Origin of the sequence: Jatrophihabitans cynanchi (genome assembly GCF_027247405.1) — a bacterium.
Classification (GTDB): Bacteria; Actinomycetota; Actinomycetes; order Mycobacteriales; family Jatrophihabitantaceae; genus Jatrophihabitans_B; species Jatrophihabitans_B cynanchi.
Genome location: NZ_CP097463.1, coordinates 2562892 through 2580044, shown reverse-complemented (window position 1 = coordinate 2580044; position 17153 = coordinate 2562892). Strand labels below are relative to the sequence as shown.

Sequence of the window (17153 nt, the reverse complement as noted above, 5' to 3'; positions counted from 1 at the left end):
CGGAACGGAGAACCGCATGCGGGTGGCGATCGCCGGGGCCGGCGCCGTCGGCCGCTCGGTCGCTCAAGCGCTGCTCGCTACCGGCCACCGGGTGCTGCTGATCGAGCGGGACCGCCCGCACTTCCGGCCCGAGCTCGTCCCGGACGCCGATTGGATGCTCGCCGACGCGTGTGAGCTGGACGCGCTGCGTAAGGCCGGGATCGACACGTGCGACGTGGTCATGGCCGCGACCGGCGACGACAAGTCCAACCTCGTCTTCGCCTTGCTGTCCAAGACCGAGTTCTCCGTTCCGCGCGTCGTCGCCCGCGTGAACGACCCGGACAACCAGTGGTTGTTCGCGCAGCCGTGGGGCGTGGACGTCGCCGTGTCGACGCCCACCGCGGTGGCCAGTGCCGTCGAAGCAGCGGTGACCGTGGGCCAGGTCGTGCGGCTGATGACGTTGCAGCAGGGACAGGGCAGCATCATCGAACTGACCCTTGCGCCCGATTCACCCCTCGCGGGCTCGCCGGTGAGTGCGGTTGCGCTCCCGTCCGGTGCTGCGCTGCTGGCGATCTTCCGGGCCGGGACGGTGCTGACGCCCGAGCCGGGACTCGCCTTGCGCGGCGGGGACGAACTGGTGCTGGCCGCGGCCGCCGGCGTCGAGGACGCGGTGCGGCGCCTGCTCCGCGGCGACTGAGGCGTTCCTGTCGGTACCCGTCGCTAGCGTTCGCACACACGTTCTAGCAAAGGGAGGACGCCGTGTGTAGCAATCCCGGATGCGCCGGGCCGGGCACCGAGGACCCGGTCGTCGTGCAGCAGTGGCTCGACCAGTCCGACGCCTGGTTCCGCGAGACGATCAGACGGCACGGCTGGGCGGTCCAGGCGGTAGCCGGCGACGAGCCCCGCCGCCGGCCCGCGTTCGCGTACACCGTGGGGCTCTGGGGGTTCGGCCATCCCGAACTGGTGGTGTTCGGGCTGCCGCAGCCCGACGCGCATCGGCTGCTCAACGCGGTCGGCGAGCTGGTCCGGGCGGGCGAGACGCTGCGCCCCGGTGAGACCGTGCACGGCGGCCCCGACGACACCGACCTGCACCTGCGGCTCCTCCGGCTGCCGAACGCGCACCAGGTCACCCACACCGCGCAGCGGCTGTATCGCACCGACGGCGGGCAGGTGGTCCCCGCGCTTCAGCTGTGCTGGGCCGACCAGGCCGGCCGGTACCCGTGGGAACCCGGGTTCGAGCACCCCCGCTGGTTGCAGCCGCTGCCGGGGACCTTCGCGGCATGACCGGCCTGACCGGCATGCCCGGCCGGGATCGGTCGCGGCCGGGCCGGCCGGCGGCCGTCCCGTCGTGCCGAGCCGATCCGCTGCCGCCGTAATGTTGGGGTCATGGCAGCGACCCCCGCCCTGGGTAAGCGCCCGCAGCGCGGTCCGTTCGCGTGGGCGGGCGCGTTCACCGGCTTCTACCCGGCCACCGCCACCGACCTGGACGGCTTCGACCCGGTAGCCCGGTTCCTGTACGCCGCACGCAGCGTGATCCTGGTGATCTCGGCGCAGGCGGCCGGCATCGCGGGGCTGCTCGCCGCGACCGACCGCCGGTTCGAGTGGGCGCCGTTCGTGCTGGTGTTCCTCGGCTATCTGGTGCTGCACGCGATCAGCAACCTGTCGAACGACTACTTCGGCTACAAGCGCGGCCACGACACCGAGGACTCGCCGCGCCGGCGCTACACGCTGCACCCGGTCGCGAGCGGCGTGTTCACGATGCGCTTCCTGGCAACCGGCCTGGTGGTGCTGGGCGCCGTCGCCGCTGCGATCGGGATCTACTTCGTCGCCCTGCGCGGCTGGGGCGCGGTCTGGCTGACCATCGCGGGCGCGGTGTTGCTGTACGCGTATGACGCCGCGCCGCGCGCGCTCAAGGAACTCGGGCTGGGCGAGCTGGCCGCGTTCCTGGTGTGGGGCCCGCTGATGATCGGCGGCGGCTACTACGTGATCACCGGCCACTGGTCCGGCGACGCGTTCCTCGCCTCGGTCCCGTACGGCCTGGGCGTGGCGTCCATCCTGATCGGCAAGCACATCGACCAGCGCGGGTTCGACACCAGCCAGGACCAGCGCACCCTGCCGGTGCTGCTCGGCGAGGCCTGGGCGCGGCGGCTCAACCTCACCGTCGTCGTCCTGATCTACCTCACCGCAGCGCTCGGTGTGGCGGTCGGCGCGCTCACCCCGTTCGTCGCGATCGTGCTGCTCGCCGGCCCGAGGGCACTGCGCGCGCTGAGCGTCATGTCGCGCCCGACACCGGCGGAACCGCCGGCCGGCTACGTCGGCTGGCCGCTCTGGTACCACCGCGTGTGCCTGGTGCACAACCGCGCGTTCGGCTGGCTGTTCCTGCTCGGTCTCGCCGTCGGCGCGATCTGGCCCGGCTCGCTGCTCGGCCGCTGACAGCCGAATGCGCTGGCTCGCCTCAGTAGCGTCGAAGCCGTGCACTCGATCCCGGAGTTCCTGCTCGTCGCGCTCGTCGTCACGCTGACGCCCGGGCCGGCCACCGCACTCGTCCTGCGGGTGGCCGCGCGCGACGGCCGGCGCCCGGCCATGGGCGCGGTGCTCGGCAACAGCATCGGCGTGCTGATGTGGGCGAGCCTTTCCGCGATCGGCGTGTCCTCGCTGATCCTTGCGTCCGAGATCGCCTACGACGTGCTGCGCCTGTTCGGTGCCGCCGTGCTGATCTACCTCGGCGTCCGCTCGCTGCTGCACCGCAAGGAGGCGGACGCCGCCCCCGCGCGCGGACGCGTCGGCTGGCGCACCGGCCTGATCGCCGCCGCGGCCAACCCGAAGCTGGCCGTGTTCTTCATCGCGCTGTTGCCGCAGTTCCTCGCGCCCGGCGCGGCCGTGTTGCCGAGCGCGCTCGGGATGGGCGCGGTGATCGTGCTCTACGACGTGATGTGGTTCGGCACCTTGATCTGGATGGTCGACCGGGCTGCCACGATCCTGCGCCCAGGGGTGCGCCGCGCGATGGAGCGGATCACCGGGGGCGTCATGGTCGGACTCGGCATGAGCCTGGCCGCGGAGGCGCGCTGAACGAGCCGGTCCGCTGCTACGGCCCCGCCGGAGCGAGCAGTTCGTAGCGCGGGTTCGCCAGCGCGAGATGGCCCTTGAACTCGCCGACGCGTCCGCTCGCCCGGACCCGGGCACCGGGCACCAGCCCGGGGATCGCGGTCCGCCCGTAGAACAGCAGCCGCAATCCGCCGGTGTCGTCGAACACGTGCACCTCAAGCGAACGTCCCATCGCGGTACCGGCCTGGACCAGTTCCACCTGCCCTTCGATGCTCACCCGTTGCCGCCACGCCACCGTCCCGATCGGCGATCGCCCATCCGGCACACCGTCCGCGCCGGCGCCCGGCGCCTCGCGCACAGGCGCCGCCGCCCGGTTGACCCGCACCAGCGCGGGGTCGCGAGCGGCGGCCAGCTGCATCGCCTCCAACCGTTCGACGGCCGCGTGCGGCAGGGTCGTGTCGAAGGGCACGATCGTGGCCGCCACATGCGGCAACCGGCTGACCGACTCGGCGATGCGATCGGCGGTGCGGTCGTGCAGCAACCGTCGCGACAGCGGGCGGAAGGTGCGGCGCGGCAACAGCACGGTGACCTCGGCCCGGTCGCTGATCACCGCGTCCATGGCGAGCGTTACCGCGGCCCGCACCAGGCGCCGGTCCGGGCAGTGCACCACCGCGAGCGGCAGCCGGTCGCCGAGGCCGCGTGCGATCCAGTCGCGTTGCAGCTGGGTGGCAGCCGCGGCATCGAGCATCACGTGCACCGCGCGAACGCTCGTCGGGCGCAGGCTGCCGGCATAACGCAGCGCGCGGAGCACCGCGAGGTCGAGGTGGTCGACGAACACGAGAACCGTGTGCCGCGCGTAGCTCGGCGCCTCCGCCTGGTCGGGGCGCACCCAACTGGCCAGCTCGAGGGCACGCGACTCGTCCCGATAGCGCCGGTTCAGCCGCAGCAGCGCCAGCCAGCCGACCGGGAACAGCACCACGACGAGCCACGCGCCGTCGGTGAACTTGACCACCGCGAAGATCACCACGACACAGGCCGATACCGCGCCGGCGCTGAGGTTGATCACGAGCTTGGAGCGCCACCGCGGCTCGCGCGTGCGCTGGTGATAGCGCGCCATGCCCAGGCCCGCCATCGCGAACCCGGTGAACACCCCGATCGCGTAGAACGGGATCAACTTGTCCACGTGCGCGCCGACGCCGAGCAGCAACGCCAGAGCCGCGACGGTGAGCACCAGGATGCCGTTGCTGAAGGCCAGCCGGTGGCCGCGTCGCGTCATCTGGCGGGGCAGGAAGGAATCCTCGGCGATGAAGCTGGCGAGGAACGGGAAACCGGTGAACGGCGTGTTCGCGCCGGTGAACAGGATCAGCGCGGTCGCGACCTGCACCACGACGAAGCCGAGTTGGCCGTACCAGGCAGCGCCGAACGCGGCGCGGGCCACCTGACTGATCACGGTCGGGCTGCCGCTCGCGTAGGGCGTCGCGTGCGTCTGCCAGGCGAGGAACGAGACCCCGAGGACCAGGGCGCCCAGGATCACGCTCATCCGCGACAGCGTGCGCCGCGCGTTCTTCCCGGCCGGGTCACGGAACGCGCTCACCCCGTTCGAGATCGCCTCGAGCCCGGTCAGCGAGGCGCCGCCGTTCGCGAACGCCTTCAGCAGCACGTAGATCGCACCCGCCGACAGCAGCGCGCCGTGCGAGCTGTGCACGTCGATCAGCAGGGTCCGCTCGTGTCCGGTGTAGCTGACGCGCGGCAGATCGCCGAGAACCTCGCGCAGCACGCCCACGACGATCACCGTTCCCGCGGCGCCGGCGAACAGGTAGGTGGGCAGCGCGAACAACCGGCCGGCCTCGCGGATGCCACGCAGGTTTCCGTAGGCGAGCAGCAGCACGGCCGCGATCGTGATCTCCGCCGTGTACGGCCGCAGCGGCGGCGCCAGCGACGTGATCGCCGCGGTCCCGGCGGCCGTCTGCACCGCGACGGTCACCACGTAGTCGATCAGCAGCGCGACCGACGCGATCTGCGCGATGCGCGGACCGAAGTTCTCCCGCGCTACCACGTACGAGCCGCCGGCCCGCGTGTAGATCATGACGACCTCGCGGTAGGACAGCGTCATCAGCACCAGCAGCCCGAGCACCACTGCCGTCATCGGCATCAGCAGGTGAAAGCCGGCCAGCCCGAACACCGGCAGCAGCACGATCAGCATCTCCTCCGAGCCGTAGGCGGAGGAGGAGATGCAGTCGCTGCTCAACACGCCGAGCGCCGCCTTGTTGGACAGCTTCTCCTCGTGCAGCCGGGCGGTCACCAGCGGCGGTCCGAGGACGAGCCGCTTGAGCCGGTAGCCGGCGCGTTCGGGCAGGTTCACTTCGTTCACGCCCTCACCAAAGCGTGCCCGGCACCGCGCGGGCAGGCCGCACACGCGCCGCTCACGCCGCATTCACGACTTCCTCACGGGCCGCGCGAGGCGAAGCCAGGCGCGGCGTAGCACGATGAGCCGGTGACCTGGCCCCAGGAGCGCCGCCCGCTGGGCGGCGCGCTGCTCGCCGCCGTCCTGCTGGCGGGCGCCACCGTGGCGCTGGCCGTGCTTCGGCACCGGGTCTCGTTCGCCAGCGACGTCGCGATCTACCTGCTGATCGTGGTGATCACCAGCATCGCCGGCGGGTTCGCTCCGGCGCTCGCGGCGGCCGTCGCCGGCAGCCTGCTGCTGAACTACTACTTCACCCCGCCGCTGCACGCCTTCACCGTCGCGGAGGGGCAGAACGCGCTGGCGCTGCTGATCTTCCTGCTGGTCGCCGTCCTGGTCTCGCGCATCGTGCACACCGCCCGCCGCGTGCAGCCGCTCGCGCGGGCGGACCGCGCCCGCACCGCGCTGCTCAACGCGGCCAGCCACGATCTGCGCACGCCGATCGCCTCCGCCAAGGCCGCGGTCTCCAGCCTGCGTGCCACGGACGTCGAGTGGTCGGCGGACGACCGGGAGGAACTGCTCGCATCGGCGGACGCCTCGCTGGACCGGCTCACCGACCTGGTCACGAACCTGCTCGACCTGTCCCGCCTTCAGGCCGGGGTGCTGCCGGTGCTCGCCGCGCCCGTCGGCCTCGGCGACGTCGTGGCGAGCGCGCTCGCGCACCTGCCGCCGACGGGCACCCGGCTGCAGCTCGAGATCGCCGACGACTTGCCGGCGGTCCTTGCCGACGCCGGGCTGCTGGAGCGGGTCGTCGCCAACCTGCTGCAGAACGCGCTCCGCTTCGCGCCCCCCGATACGCCGGTGCGGGTGCACGGCGCGGCAGTCGACGGTCGGATCGAGCTGCGTGTGATCGACACCGGCCCGGGCCTGGCCGCGTGGGACCCCGACACGGCGTTCGCGGCGTTCCAGCGTGCGGGCGACGCGCCCCCGCCGGGAGCCGGGATCGGGCTGGGCCTGGCGACGGTCCGCGGCTTCGCCGAGGCGATGGCAGGCGACGTCCGGGCCGAGCCGACGCCGGGCGGCGGCACCACGATCGTCGTCCGCCTGCCACTCGTGGCGGACGTCCGATGAGGGTGCTGGTGGTCGAGGACGATCGCGCCCTGTCCCGCGCGCTCTCGATGAACCTGACGGCGCGCGGTCACCAGGTGAGCGAGGCGGCCTCCGGGGCGGCGGCGCTCGGGTCCGCCCGGGTGGAGCCGCCCGATGCGGTGATCCTCGACCTGGGCCTGCCGGACGTCAGCGGGCTGGAGGTGATCCGCTCGCTGCGGCAGTTCACGCCGGCCCCGATCATCGTGCTGTCCGCGCGCAGCAGCAGCGGGGAGAAGGTCGCCGCGCTGGATCTGGGCGCCGACGACTACGTGACCAAACCGTTCAACGTCGACGAACTGCTCGCCCGGCTGCGGGCGGCCGCGCGGCGGGTGCCGCCCCCGGAAGCGCCGCGGCTGGCCGACCTGAGCGGCACCGTCGTCGACTTCGTGGCCAAGACGGTGACCGGTCGTGACGGCGCGCCGGTGCACCTCACCCCGACCGAGTGGCGGCTGCTGGAAACGCTCGCCAGGCGCCCGGGCACCCTCGTGACCGGCCGCGCCCTGCTGACCCAGCTGCGCGGTGGGCCCGAGCACACCGACCCGAGCTACCTGCGGATCTACGTCGGCCAGCTGCGTCGCAAGCTCGAGCCCGAGCCCGGCCGGCCCCGCCACCTGATCACCGAACCGGGGATGGGGTACCGGTTCCAGCCCTGAGGCCGGCCGGTCACCGCAATGATGCCGAACCGTGACTTGTCCGGACGGGGTGGGCAGCCGATCATTCTGCCGTGATCGCGCGACGCTGGCAGCGGGCGCGGGCCGGCGCCGCCGCGCTGCTGCTCGTGCTCACCTCCGCCTGCGCCGTGCGAGCCGGCGCGGCCGAGCCGGACTATCTGGCGCTGGGCGACTCGATCACGTTCGGTTCGCACCCCGCGCCGCCGACCGAGTTCGCCGACCTGGCCAACTTCCGCAGCTACGCCGACGACACCGCCCACAAGTTCGGGCTGACGCTGGTCAACGCGGCCTGCCCCGGTGAGACCGCGGCCAGCATGATCGACACCCGGGCGCAGAGCCACGGCTGCGAGAACAACGTCGGAAAGCGCAGCGGCTTTCGCCAGCACCACGCGCTGCACACCTGGTACGACAGCTCGCAGCTGTCCTTCGCCGTCCGCTTCCTGCAGACCCACCACGGCGTGAAGCTGGTCAGCCTCGGCATCGGGCTCAACGACCTGTTCGTCTGCCGCGACCTGCACCCCGGCTGCTCGGGCGCCGCGCTCACGGCGTTCACCCGCGGCCTGACCCTCCACCTGGACACCATCCTGGACGCGCTGCGCGTGCGAGCCGGCTATCACGGACCGCTCGTGCTGCTGCGCTACTACGCGACCCAGTACCCGGACGCTCAGGTCGCCGCGCTCAACGCGATCATCACCGCGGCGGCCAAGCGGCACGGTGCCCTTGTCGCGGACGGCTACCGGGCGTTTGCCGACGCCAGCGCGGGCACCGGCGGCTCGGCCTGCGCGGCGCACCTGCTCGCGATCCGGCCGGACGGGCGGTGCGACCTGCACCCGTCGCGTGCCGGCCAGGCCGTGCTGGCCGGCGCCGTCGAGCAAGCCCTCGGCAGGCGCCGGTAGCAGCTCCAGGCTGTCATCGGCGGTCGGGGCACCTTGCGATCGCGACGTCCGGTGCTCGAAGGCGTCATGTTCACAAGGTCGTCCGCGTTCGACGAGGTGCCGGCGGCCATTCTCGCGCCGGCTGTCAGGTCGCATCCTCATAGCTATGACCGAACCGGGCTTTCGCACCATCATCGAGCCGTTCCGGATCCACTCCGTGGAGCCGCTGCGCATGACCACGCGTGCCGAGCGGGAGGTCGCGGTGGCCAAAGCCGGCTACAACCTGTTCCAGGTCGACGCGCAGGACGTGCTGATCGACCTGCTCACCGACTCCGGCACCGGCGCGATGAGCCGCGACCAGTGGGCGGCCATCCAGCGTGGCGACGAGTCCTACGCCGGGTCGCCGTCGTACTTCCGGTTCCGCGACGCGGTGCGCGCCCTGTTCCCGTTCGAGCACGTCATCCCGACGCACCAGGGCCGTGCCGCCGAGAAGATCATCTTCGGGGTGCTCGGTGGGCCGGGCAAGCTCGTCCCGAACAACACCCACTTCGACACCACCCGCGCGAACGTCGAGTTCACCGGGGCGGAGGCGGTCGACCTCGTCATCGCCGAGGGCAGGGACCCACGGTCGCAGCACCCGTTCAAGGGCAACATGGACGTCGAGGCCCTGCAGGCGCTGCTGGCCGAGCGGGCCGACGACGTGCCGGTCGTGTTCATGACGATCACCAACAACAGCGGCGGCGGGCAGCCGGTGTCGCTGGCCAACCTGCGCGCGGTCCGCGAAGTGTGCGACCGCTACGGCAAACTCCTGTTCCTCGACGCCTGCCGCTTCGCCGAGAACGCCTGGTTCATCCACGAGCGCGAGGACGGGCAGGCCGGACGCGAGGTCGCCGACATCGTGCACGACATCGCCTCACTCGCCGACGGCATGACGATGAGCGCCAAGAAGGACCCGATGGGCAACATCGGCGGCTGGCTGGCGATGAACGACGACGAGCTGGCGAGCCAGTGCCGCAGCCTGCTGATCCTCACCGAGGGGTTCCCCACCTACGGCGGGCTGGCCGGCCGCGACCTGGAGGCGCTGGCGCAGGGACTTACCGAGGCCGTCGACCACGACTACCTGCGCTACCGCATCACCAGCACCGCCTACCTCGGTGACGCCCTTCAGCGCGTCGGCATGCCGATCCTGTCCCCGACCGGTGGGCATGCCGTCTACCTGGACGCGCGCGCACTGCTGCCGCACATCGACCCGCTGCACTATCCGGGACAGGCGCTCGCGATAGCGCTCTACGAGGCCGGCGGGGTGCGCAGCTGCGAGATCGGCACGGTGATGTTCGGGCGCCGGCCGGACGGCAGCGAGGTGCCGGCCCCGCTCGACCTGGTGCGCCTGGCGATCCCGCGGCGCACGTACACGCAGAGCCACATCGACTACGTCATCGAGGTCTGTGAACAGGTCGTCGCGGCTGCAGGCGACCTGCGCGGCTACCGCATCATCGACGAGCCGCCCGCGCTGCGGCACTTCACCGCCACGTTCGAGCCGCTGCGCTGATTGCCCCTGGTCCGAGGACGATCTTCAGCCGGGAGGATGCCCGGGGACGGTGAGCAGGCGTCAGGGGCGTAGCCCGGACAGGACCAGCCGTTCGAAGTGCTGCGCGATCTCGTCCGCGGTCAGTGGCCCGCTGTCGGAGTACCAGGTGCCGATCTGGTGGATCGCGCCGTAGACGAAGTGCACGGCCAGGTCAGCGGGCACCTCGGTCGTGAGCACCCCGGCGCGCTGTCCCTCCTCGACCAGGCGACGCACCCGAAGGTGGTAGCGGCGCCGCTCGGCCCGCACCGTCTTCTGCTGCGCCTCGGGCAACAGGTGCATCGAGCGGAAGAAGACGATCAGTTCGTCCAGGTTCGCCACGCTGCTGGCGATCACATCGCCGACCACCGCGGCCAGCCGCTGAGCGGCGTCGCCCGGACCGTCCGCGATCTCCTCCATCCGCCGGGTCTGCTCGGCCAGCACGTGGTGATACACCTCGTACAGCACGTCGTCCTTGCAGGTGAAGTGGTGATAGAGCGCGCCCTTGGTGACGCCGGCCGCCTCGACGATCTGCTGCACGGACGTCGCGTCGTAGCCCTGCGCAGCGAACAGGCGAGTGGCCACGAGCACCAGCCGCTGCTGCAACGGCAGCGCCTGCTCGGCCTTGCTCAGCCGCACCGTCTTACCCGTCCGCGCCTTCGACGAGCCGGCGGGCTTCGGCAACGCCCTAGTCACGGGTCCGCTCGACGCGCAGCGCGCCGGCCTGGTGCTGGGCCCGCAGCACCTTCTTGTCGAACTTGCCGACCGTCGTCTTGGGCACCTCGCCGATGAAAGTCCAGTACTCCGGCACCTGCCAGTGCGCGACCTTCCCCTCCAGGAAGCCGGCCAGCGCGGCCGGGTCGACGTCCTCGCCGGGCCGCGGCACGACGCAGGCGAGCGGGCGCTCGGTCCACTTCTCGTCCGGGATCCCGATCACCGCGGCCTCGAGCACGCCGGGCGCGGCCGCGAGCAGGTTCTCCAGCTCGACCGAGGAGATCCACTCGCCACCGGACTTGATCACGTCCTTGCTGCGGTCGGTGATCTGGTAGAAGCCGCGCGGGTCGATCGTGCCGATGTCGCCGGTGCGCAGCCAGCCGTCGTCGAACTTGTCCGGGACGTCCGCGCGGTAGTACGACCCGGTGATCCACGGCCCGCGCACCTCGATCTCGCCGACCGCCGCGCCGTCCCACGGCAGCACGTCCCCCGTGTCGTGGACGATGCGCATCTGCATGCCCGCGATCACCCGGCCGGACTTGAGCCGCCAGTCCAGCTCCTCGGGCGAGCCGAGCTCGACGTCCGCGGGCGGGTGCGCCATGCCGCCGACGGGCGACGTCTCGGTCATCCCCCAGCCCTGGATGATCCGCAGCCCGTACTTCTGCTCGAACGCGGCCATCAGCGAACGCGGCATCGCCGCTCCGCCCGACGTGCCCATCCGCAGCGAGGACAGGTCGATCTCGTGCTCGGCGCCGTAGGCCAGGATGCCGGCCCAGATCGTCGGGACGGCCGAGGCGAGCGTGGAGCGCTCGGACCGGATGAACGCGCAGATCCCCTCGGGCATCATGTACGGCCCGGGCATGTGCAGGCTCGCGCCGGAGAAGAACGCACCGAACGGGATGCCCCACGCGTTGACGTGGAACATCGGCACGAAGGTGAGCACCCGGTCGGCCTCGGTCGCGCCGGTCACCGACGCGGAGTTGGTGGCCAGCGCGTGCAGCACGGTCGAGCGGTGCGAGTAGACGACGCCCTTCGGATCGCCCGTGGTCCCGCTGGTGTAACACATCGACGCCGGCGCACGCTCGTCGACTGCCGGCCAGTCGAAGCCGGGCTGCTCGGCGCCGAGCAGGTCGGCGTACCGGTAGACCGGCTTGGCGTCACCGAGCGCCGAGAGGTCCCCGTCGCCCACGACGATGTAGCCCTCGACGGTGGTCAACTGATCGGCGACCGCGGCGAGCAGCGGCAGCAACGTGGCGTCGACGATGACGATCTTGTCCTCGGCGTGGTTCGCGATCTGCGCCAACTGCGCACCGGGCAGCCGGATGTTCAGGGTGTGCAGCACCGCACCCATGCACGGCACCGCGTAGTACGCCTCGAGGTGTTCCTGGGTGTTCCAGCAGAACGTCGCGACCCGATCGCCCTGCCCCACGCCCAGCTTCGCCAGCGCGGCGGCCAGCCGCTCGGCGTTGTCGGCAACCTCGGCGTAGGTCGCCCGGCGCGCGCTGTCACCTGCCCAGGTCACCACCTCGCTGCGGCCGTAGACCCGCCGTCCGTGTTCGAGGATCAGGTGGATCGTCAGGGGGAAGTCGTCCTGCATCGTGCTGGTGATCAACTCGCCGTCCTCTCGCCAACCGACCGACTAGTCGGTACGGTACCGCTCGGGGCCACCCGCCGCGAGCATTAGCAAGGTGCTTGCCCGGTGAACGAGGAGTCTGATGGAAAAGTTCGCAACCGTCGACGCGGACGGGCTGCGCGCACGCGTCGAGCAGTTGCTGGCCGAGCACGACCCTGCCGGTGACCGGCTCGCGTTCCTGCAGGCCCGGTTCGACGCCGGCCTGGCCTGGGTGCACTACCCGCCCGGGCTCGGCGGCCTCGGCGCGCCGCGCGAACTGCAGTCGGTCGTGGACGACGCGCTCGCCGCGGCCGGCGCGCCGGACAACGACCCGCGCCGCATCGGCATCGGCCTCGGCATGGCGGCGCCGACGATCCTGGTGCACGGCACCGACGAGCAGCGCCGCCGCTGGCTGCGCCCCCTGTGGACCGGCGAGGAGGTCTGGTGTCAGCTCTTCAGCGAGCCCGGCGCCGGGTCGGACCTGGCCGCGCTGGGCACCCGCGCGGTGCGTGAGCAGGACTCGTGGATCGTCAACGGGCAGAAGGTGTGGACGTCGATGGCGCACGAGGCGCGCTGGGCGATCCTGGTGACGCGCACCGACCCGTCCGTCCCGAAGCACGCCGGGATGACGTACTTCGCCTGCGACATGACCGCACCCGGCGTCGAGGTGCGGCCGCTGCGCCAGATCACCGGCGAGGCCGAGTTCAACGAGGTGTTCCTGACCGACGTGCGCATCCCGGACGAGTACCGGCTGGGCGACGTGGGCAACGGCTGGCGGGTGGCGCAGACGACGCTGATGAACGAGCGCGTCGCGATCGGCGGTGGGGCCGCGCCGCGCGAGTCGGGCACGATCGCGGCGGTCTGCCGGACGTGGCGCGAGCGCCCCGAGTTGCGCACCCCGGCCGGGCACGCCGAGCTGATGCGGCTCTGGGTCGAGGCCGAGGCGCTGCGGCTGACCGGGCTGCGGCTGCGGCAGCAGTTGGCCGTGGGCGCGCCGGGGCCGGAAGGCTCGGCCGCGAAGCTGTCCTACGCGCGGCTGAACCAGGCGGTGTCCGGCTTCGAGCTGGACCTGCTCGGCGACGAGGCGCTGCGCTACGACGACTGGTCGACCGGTACCTGGGCGACGAAGCGGCCCGCGGCGGTGGACTTCCTGGCCCGCTCCCCCGGGTATCGGTACCTGCGCGCGAAGGGCAACTCGATCGAGGGCGGGACGTCGGAGATCTTGCGCAACATCATCGCCGAACGCGTGCTCGGGCTGCCCGGCGAACCCCGCGTCGACAAGGACGTCCCGTGGAAGGACCTGCCCAAGTGACCGCGTTGGCCCCGCTGCAGGGCGACACGCCGACGATTTGCCTGCTGGGAGGCCAACGGTGAACCTGCTGTACTCCGACGTCGAGGAGCAGCTGCGCGCCAGCGTGCGCGACCTGCTCGCCGCCCGCGCCCCGCTGTCCGGTGCCGTCGCCCGTGCCGAGTCGGACCGGCCGTACGAACCGGCGCTCTGGACGGCGCTGGCGCGCGAGCTGGGCGTCGCCGGGCTGGCCGTGCCGGAGAGCGCCGGCGGGCACGGCGGATCGTGGCGCGAGGTCGCCGTGGTGGCCGAGGAGTTGGGGCGCGCGGTCGCCGCCACTCCGTTCCTGGGCAGCACCGTGCTGGCGACCGCGGCGGCGACAGCCGTCCCATCCGCGCGCGAGCTCGTCGGCGCACTCGCGGCCGGCACCAGCACGGCAGTGCTCGTGGTGCCGCTGTCGACGCCGCCCGGCTCGGCGTTCCCGGGGCAGGTCAGCTTCGACGGCACGCACGCAACCGGACAGGTGCGTAGTGCGGCCGACGCCGCCGCAGCCGACCTGCTGCTGGTGCCGGCCGCCGGTCCGGCCGGTCCCGTGCTGCTGAGCGTCGAGGCCGGTGCCGCGCGGTGTGAGCCGGTCACCTCGCTCGACCTCACCCGCCCGCTGTCGAACGTCCACCTCGACGCGGCAGCCGGCAGCGTGGTCGCCGAAGGTGACGGCGCGGTACGTGCGCTCGAGGCGGCGCTGCTCGCCGGTGCCGTGGTCCTCGCCAGCGAGCAGGTGGGGCTGGCCGAGCACGGCCTGGACAGCACGGTCGCGTACCTGAAGGAGCGCTACCAGTTCGGCCGGCAGATCGGCTCGTTCCAGGCGCTCAAGCACCGCTGCGCCGACCTGTGGGCGAACCTCGCCCAGGCCCGCGCGGTGGCCCGGTACGCGGCGGCGTGCCTGGCGGACGGAACCGCTGACGGAGCGGCCGACGCGCCGGTCGCCGCGGCGCTGGCACAGGCGTACTGCTCGCCGCTCGCCGTGACCGCCGCCGAGGAGTGCATCCAACTGCACGGCGGCATCGGCTTCACCTGGGAGCACCCGGCGCACCTGTACCTCAAGCGGGCCAAGGCAGACTCGATCGCGTTCGGCGGCGCCGCACGGCACCACGCCCGACTGGGTGAACTGGTCGGCCTGCCGGCCTGAGGCGTTCCGGCTGGACGGTCCGATCGCGCGCTCCTAGCGTTCGCAGCGACGCCACGAGGGACAGGTCGATGCATCGGTTGCAGGAGCAGGTTCGCGCGCTGGCCGCCGGCGAGGTCACGTTCAGCGGCGTGCGCACCAGCCTGGACCCGCAGCTGCGTGCCGGGCTGTACCGGCTGGCCGACGTGCTCGCCGCCCTGGGCCACGACGTCATCTGCGCCGACCCGCGCTACGGCCGTGCGATCTTCGGCCGGGTGGACGTCGTGCTGGCGCCCACCACCGCACGTCCCCCGCTACGCATCGGCGCCACCGACGGACTGTCCGGCTGGCAGACCGACAAGGTGATCGTCGGCGCCTGCCCGTACACGTGGCCGTGGAACGTCCTGGGCTGGCCCGCTGTCAACGTCCCCGCCGGCTTCGCGTCCGAGGGTCTGCCGTTCGGCGCGCAACTGCTCGGGCCGGCGAACAGCGAGGCGTTGCTGATCTCGCTCGCCGCCCAGCTCGAGGCGCACGAGCGCTGGTACGAGCACGTGCCGCCCGGCATCGCTGCCGAGCACCCGAGCCGTCCCGGAGCCGCGTCGCCACGTTGATCGCCGGCGAGGTAGCGTGCCTGCGTGTCCGCCCGCCACCGTGTGTTTCCCGCGGCGCTGGCGGCCACGGCAGTGTGCCTGGCCGGCTGCACGGTGGGTCCGGACACGCAGCCGAGCCGTCGGTCGACCGCGCACTCGATCAGCTCGACGTCCGCACCGGCGCCGGCGACCTCGGCGCCGGTCGCAGTCCGGCCGCGCACGGTGACGATCATCGCGAGCGGCGACGTGCTCATCCACCCGCCGCTGTGGCAGCAGGCGCACGCCGACGCGAGGGCAGCAGGTCACACCGGCTACGACTTCGGCCCCATGTACGCGAGCGTCGCGCCGGACACGCGTGCCGCCGACCTCGCGATCTGCGAAATGGAGACGCCGCTCGCGCCGCCGCAGGGCCCGTTCACCGGCTGGCCCACCTTCACCGCGCCGCCCCAGGTGCTGACCGCACTGAAGGGCGTCGGCTACGACTCGTGCACCACCGCGTCCAACCACACGATCGATGAGGGCTACCAGGGTGTCGTCCGCACCCTCGACGAACTGGACGCGGCCGGGCTGAAACACACCGGCAGCGCGCGCACCGCGGCCGAGGCGGCCCGCCCCCTGATCATCACCACCGCGAACGGGGTCAAGGTCGCGCAGCTCGCGTACTCCTTCGACTTCAACGGCATCGCGGTGCCCGCGGGCAAACCGTGGCTCGCGAACCGCATCGACGTGCCGGCGATCCTGGCCGCCGCGCACCGCGCCAAGAAGGCCGGTGCCGACATCGTCGTGCTGTCGATGCACTGGGGAACCGAGTACGACCACTTGGCCACTTCGACCCAGCGTTCACAGGCCGAGCAGCTGCTCGCCTCGCCGGACATCGACGTGATCCTCGGCGACCATGCGCACGTCGTGCAGCCGATGCAAAAGCTCCACGGCAAGTGGGTCGTCTTCTGCATGGGCAACCAGATCTCGCGCCACGCCGACCCGATCGCGGCCGGACGCGAGGGGCTCATGCCGCGGTTCACCTTCACCGAGGTATCGCCGGGGCATTTCCAGGTCACCCGTGCCGAGGCGATCCCGACCTGGATGCAGGACGACCCGGCGCTACGACTGATCGACATCCCGCGCGCCTTGGCCGATCCAGCGACCTCCGCGGCCGAGCGCGCGACGTTGCAGCAGCAGTGGCGGGCGATCCGCGGGTACCTCGACGCGTACGGCGCCGTCGCTGCCGGGCTCCACGTCGTCCACTGAGTCGACGGTTCGGGTTGTCGCCCTCGCCTGTGGTGACGGGCGGGCGGGCGGGAGCGTCGGTTCGACTCGTGCCCAGGTCGAGCGCGGTTCGCGCTGCCGGGTCGCGTACCGCTTGGTGAAGGGCACCCACCGACGGCGGTGGTCCGCCTCGTGCCTGGCTCCCAACTACCCGCTCAAGACATAGCGACATCGTCCGGCGGATCCGTCGCACGCGCGATTCGGCGATGTGCGGCATCGAGAAAGCTGCCGACGAGAATCCCCGACAAGACGGTCGGAATCCAGACCCACAGCAGGTAGACATCGGTACGTCCGAGCACGATCAGCACGACCGTGTAGATCAGGAATGTCGCAACCACCGCACCGATGCAACGCACCCGCAGGTTGGCACTCTGACGCAGCAGCTTCAGATCCGCGCGCGTGCCGGACGGCGCACGCGGAGTAACCGGCGCAGCACCGGAGGCGTCACCGGGAGACTCTGCCTCCTCCTCGCGCGCCGCAGCCGCGGACGGCGTCGCGAGTTCCGCGGCCGGAGCCTCGTCGCGGGGGCCCACCTCGGGCCGGCCGCCGATCGCGGCGATGAGATCGATCGGCTCGGTATCACGGTGCGCAGCGGCGGCGTCATCGATGGCTGCACCGGACGCACCCTCACCGGCCTCGACCCCGCCGGTCTCGACCGCGGCGGTCTCGGCCGCGGCACGGTCGTCCGCATCGTCCTCGCCCGTTCGGGCGTGCCTACCGCCCGACTCGTCGCCAGTGCTGGGTTCGGCGACCTCCTCGAGCTGGTCGTCGAGGTCGGCGTCGCCCGCCGAGTGCCGTCCCATCGGGCCAGTGTGTCAAAGTCGAAGCTCCTGA

Annotated in this window: 16 protein-coding genes; 12 read left to right on the top strand and 4 right to left on the bottom strand. The window is 72.1% G+C overall.

All coding sequences use genetic code 11. The features are described 5' to 3' along the window. Nucleotides 1-16 precede the first annotated feature (16 nt). The 4 genes from M6B22_RS12540 (at nt 17) to M6B22_RS12525 (ending at nt 3048) form a co-directional block, all read left to right on the top strand. Nucleotides 17-676 (top strand): potassium channel family protein, encoded by a 660-nt coding sequence (locus M6B22_RS12540; RefSeq protein ID WP_269441889.1) that lies wholly within the window; start codon nt 17-19, stop codon nt 674-676. A 62-nt stretch (nt 677-738) separates the two neighbouring features. Continuing rightward, nucleotides 739-1263, top strand: a complete 525-nt coding sequence (locus M6B22_RS12535) for a DUF4262 domain-containing protein (RefSeq protein ID WP_269441888.1) — start codon at nt 739-741, stop codon at nt 1261-1263. 102 nt (nt 1264-1365) lie between these two features. Then, entirely contained in the window at nt 1366-2412 is a 1047-nt protein-coding gene (locus tag M6B22_RS12530; protein ID WP_269441887.1) for a prenyltransferase, read from the top strand. Nucleotides 2413-2451: 39 nt separating this feature from the next. Then, nucleotides 2452-3048, top strand: coding sequence for a LysE family translocator (locus M6B22_RS12525; protein WP_269441886.1), 597 nt, complete (start codon nt 2452-2454; stop codon nt 3046-3048). Between the two features lie 16 nt (nt 3049-3064). On the opposite strand, the gene M6B22_RS12520 is transcribed toward M6B22_RS12525, so the two are convergent. Beyond that, a complete protein-coding gene (locus M6B22_RS12520) occupies nt 3065-5395 on the bottom strand; it encodes an amino acid permease (protein WP_269441885.1) in 2331 nt (776 codons plus the stop codon). A 123-nt stretch (nt 5396-5518) separates the two neighbouring features. Between M6B22_RS12520 and M6B22_RS12515 the strand changes: the two genes are divergently transcribed. From M6B22_RS12515 to M6B22_RS12500, 4 genes are all read left to right on the top strand, one after another. Next, entirely contained in the window at nt 5519-6556 is a 1038-nt protein-coding gene (locus tag M6B22_RS12515; protein ID WP_269441884.1) for a sensor histidine kinase, read from the top strand. Continuing rightward, entirely contained in the window at nt 6553-7227 is a 675-nt protein-coding gene (locus tag M6B22_RS12510) for a response regulator (protein ID WP_269441883.1), read from the top strand. Before M6B22_RS12515 ends, M6B22_RS12510 begins: the two co-directional genes overlap by 4 nt. Nucleotides 7228-7298: 71 nt before the next feature. Further along, nucleotides 7299-8141 carry an SGNH/GDSL hydrolase family protein gene (locus tag M6B22_RS12505; RefSeq protein ID WP_269441882.1) on the top strand — a complete coding sequence of 281 codons (843 nt, stop codon included), beginning with the start codon at nt 7299-7301 and terminating at the stop codon, nt 8139-8141. A gap of 145 nt (nt 8142-8286) precedes the next feature. After that, nucleotides 8287-9669 (top strand): tryptophanase, encoded by a 1383-nt coding sequence (locus tag M6B22_RS12500; protein WP_269441881.1) that lies wholly within the window; start codon nt 8287-8289, stop codon nt 9667-9669. A 60-nt stretch (nt 9670-9729) separates the two neighbouring features. Here M6B22_RS12500 and M6B22_RS12495 read toward each other — a convergent pair whose 3' ends face one another. Beyond that, nucleotides 9730-10380: a TetR/AcrR family transcriptional regulator gene (locus M6B22_RS12495; protein ID WP_269441880.1), complete on the bottom strand. Its 651-nt coding sequence runs from the start codon at nt 10378-10380 to the stop codon at nt 9730-9732. After that, on the bottom strand, nt 10373-12007 hold the full coding sequence (locus tag M6B22_RS12490) for a long-chain fatty acid--CoA ligase (RefSeq protein ID WP_407935695.1): 1635 nt from the start codon (nt 12005-12007) through the stop codon (nt 10373-10375). Before M6B22_RS12490 ends, M6B22_RS12495 begins: the two co-directional genes overlap by 8 nt. Nucleotides 12008-12113: 106 nt before the next feature. Here M6B22_RS12490 and M6B22_RS12485 point away from each other — a divergent pair, with 106 nt between their 5' ends. The 4 genes from M6B22_RS12485 to M6B22_RS12470 all read left to right on the top strand — a co-directional run bounded on the left by M6B22_RS12485 (nt 12114) and on the right by M6B22_RS12470 (nt 16301). Beyond that, nucleotides 12114-13322: an acyl-CoA dehydrogenase family protein gene (locus tag M6B22_RS12485; protein ID WP_269441878.1), complete on the top strand. Its 1209-nt coding sequence runs from the start codon at nt 12114-12116 to the stop codon at nt 13320-13322. 58 nt (nt 13323-13380) lie between these two features. Further along, on the top strand, nt 13381-14487 hold the full coding sequence (locus M6B22_RS12480) for an acyl-CoA dehydrogenase family protein (RefSeq protein WP_269441877.1): 1107 nt from the start codon (nt 13381-13383) through the stop codon (nt 14485-14487). 68 nt (nt 14488-14555) lie between these two features. Beyond that, entirely contained in the window at nt 14556-15074 is a 519-nt protein-coding gene (locus M6B22_RS12475) for an amidase family protein (protein ID WP_269441876.1), read from the top strand. Between the two features lie 24 nt (nt 15075-15098). Continuing rightward, entirely contained in the window at nt 15099-16301 is a 1203-nt protein-coding gene (locus M6B22_RS12470; RefSeq protein WP_269441875.1) for a CapA family protein, read from the top strand. Nucleotides 16302-16474: 173 nt separating this feature from the next. Here the strand turns inward: M6B22_RS12470 and M6B22_RS12465 are convergent, their stop codons facing one another. Continuing rightward, nucleotides 16475-17122 (bottom strand): hypothetical protein, encoded by a 648-nt coding sequence (locus M6B22_RS12465; RefSeq protein ID WP_269441874.1) that lies wholly within the window; start codon nt 17120-17122, stop codon nt 16475-16477. Nucleotides 17123-17153 lie beyond the last annotated feature (31 nt).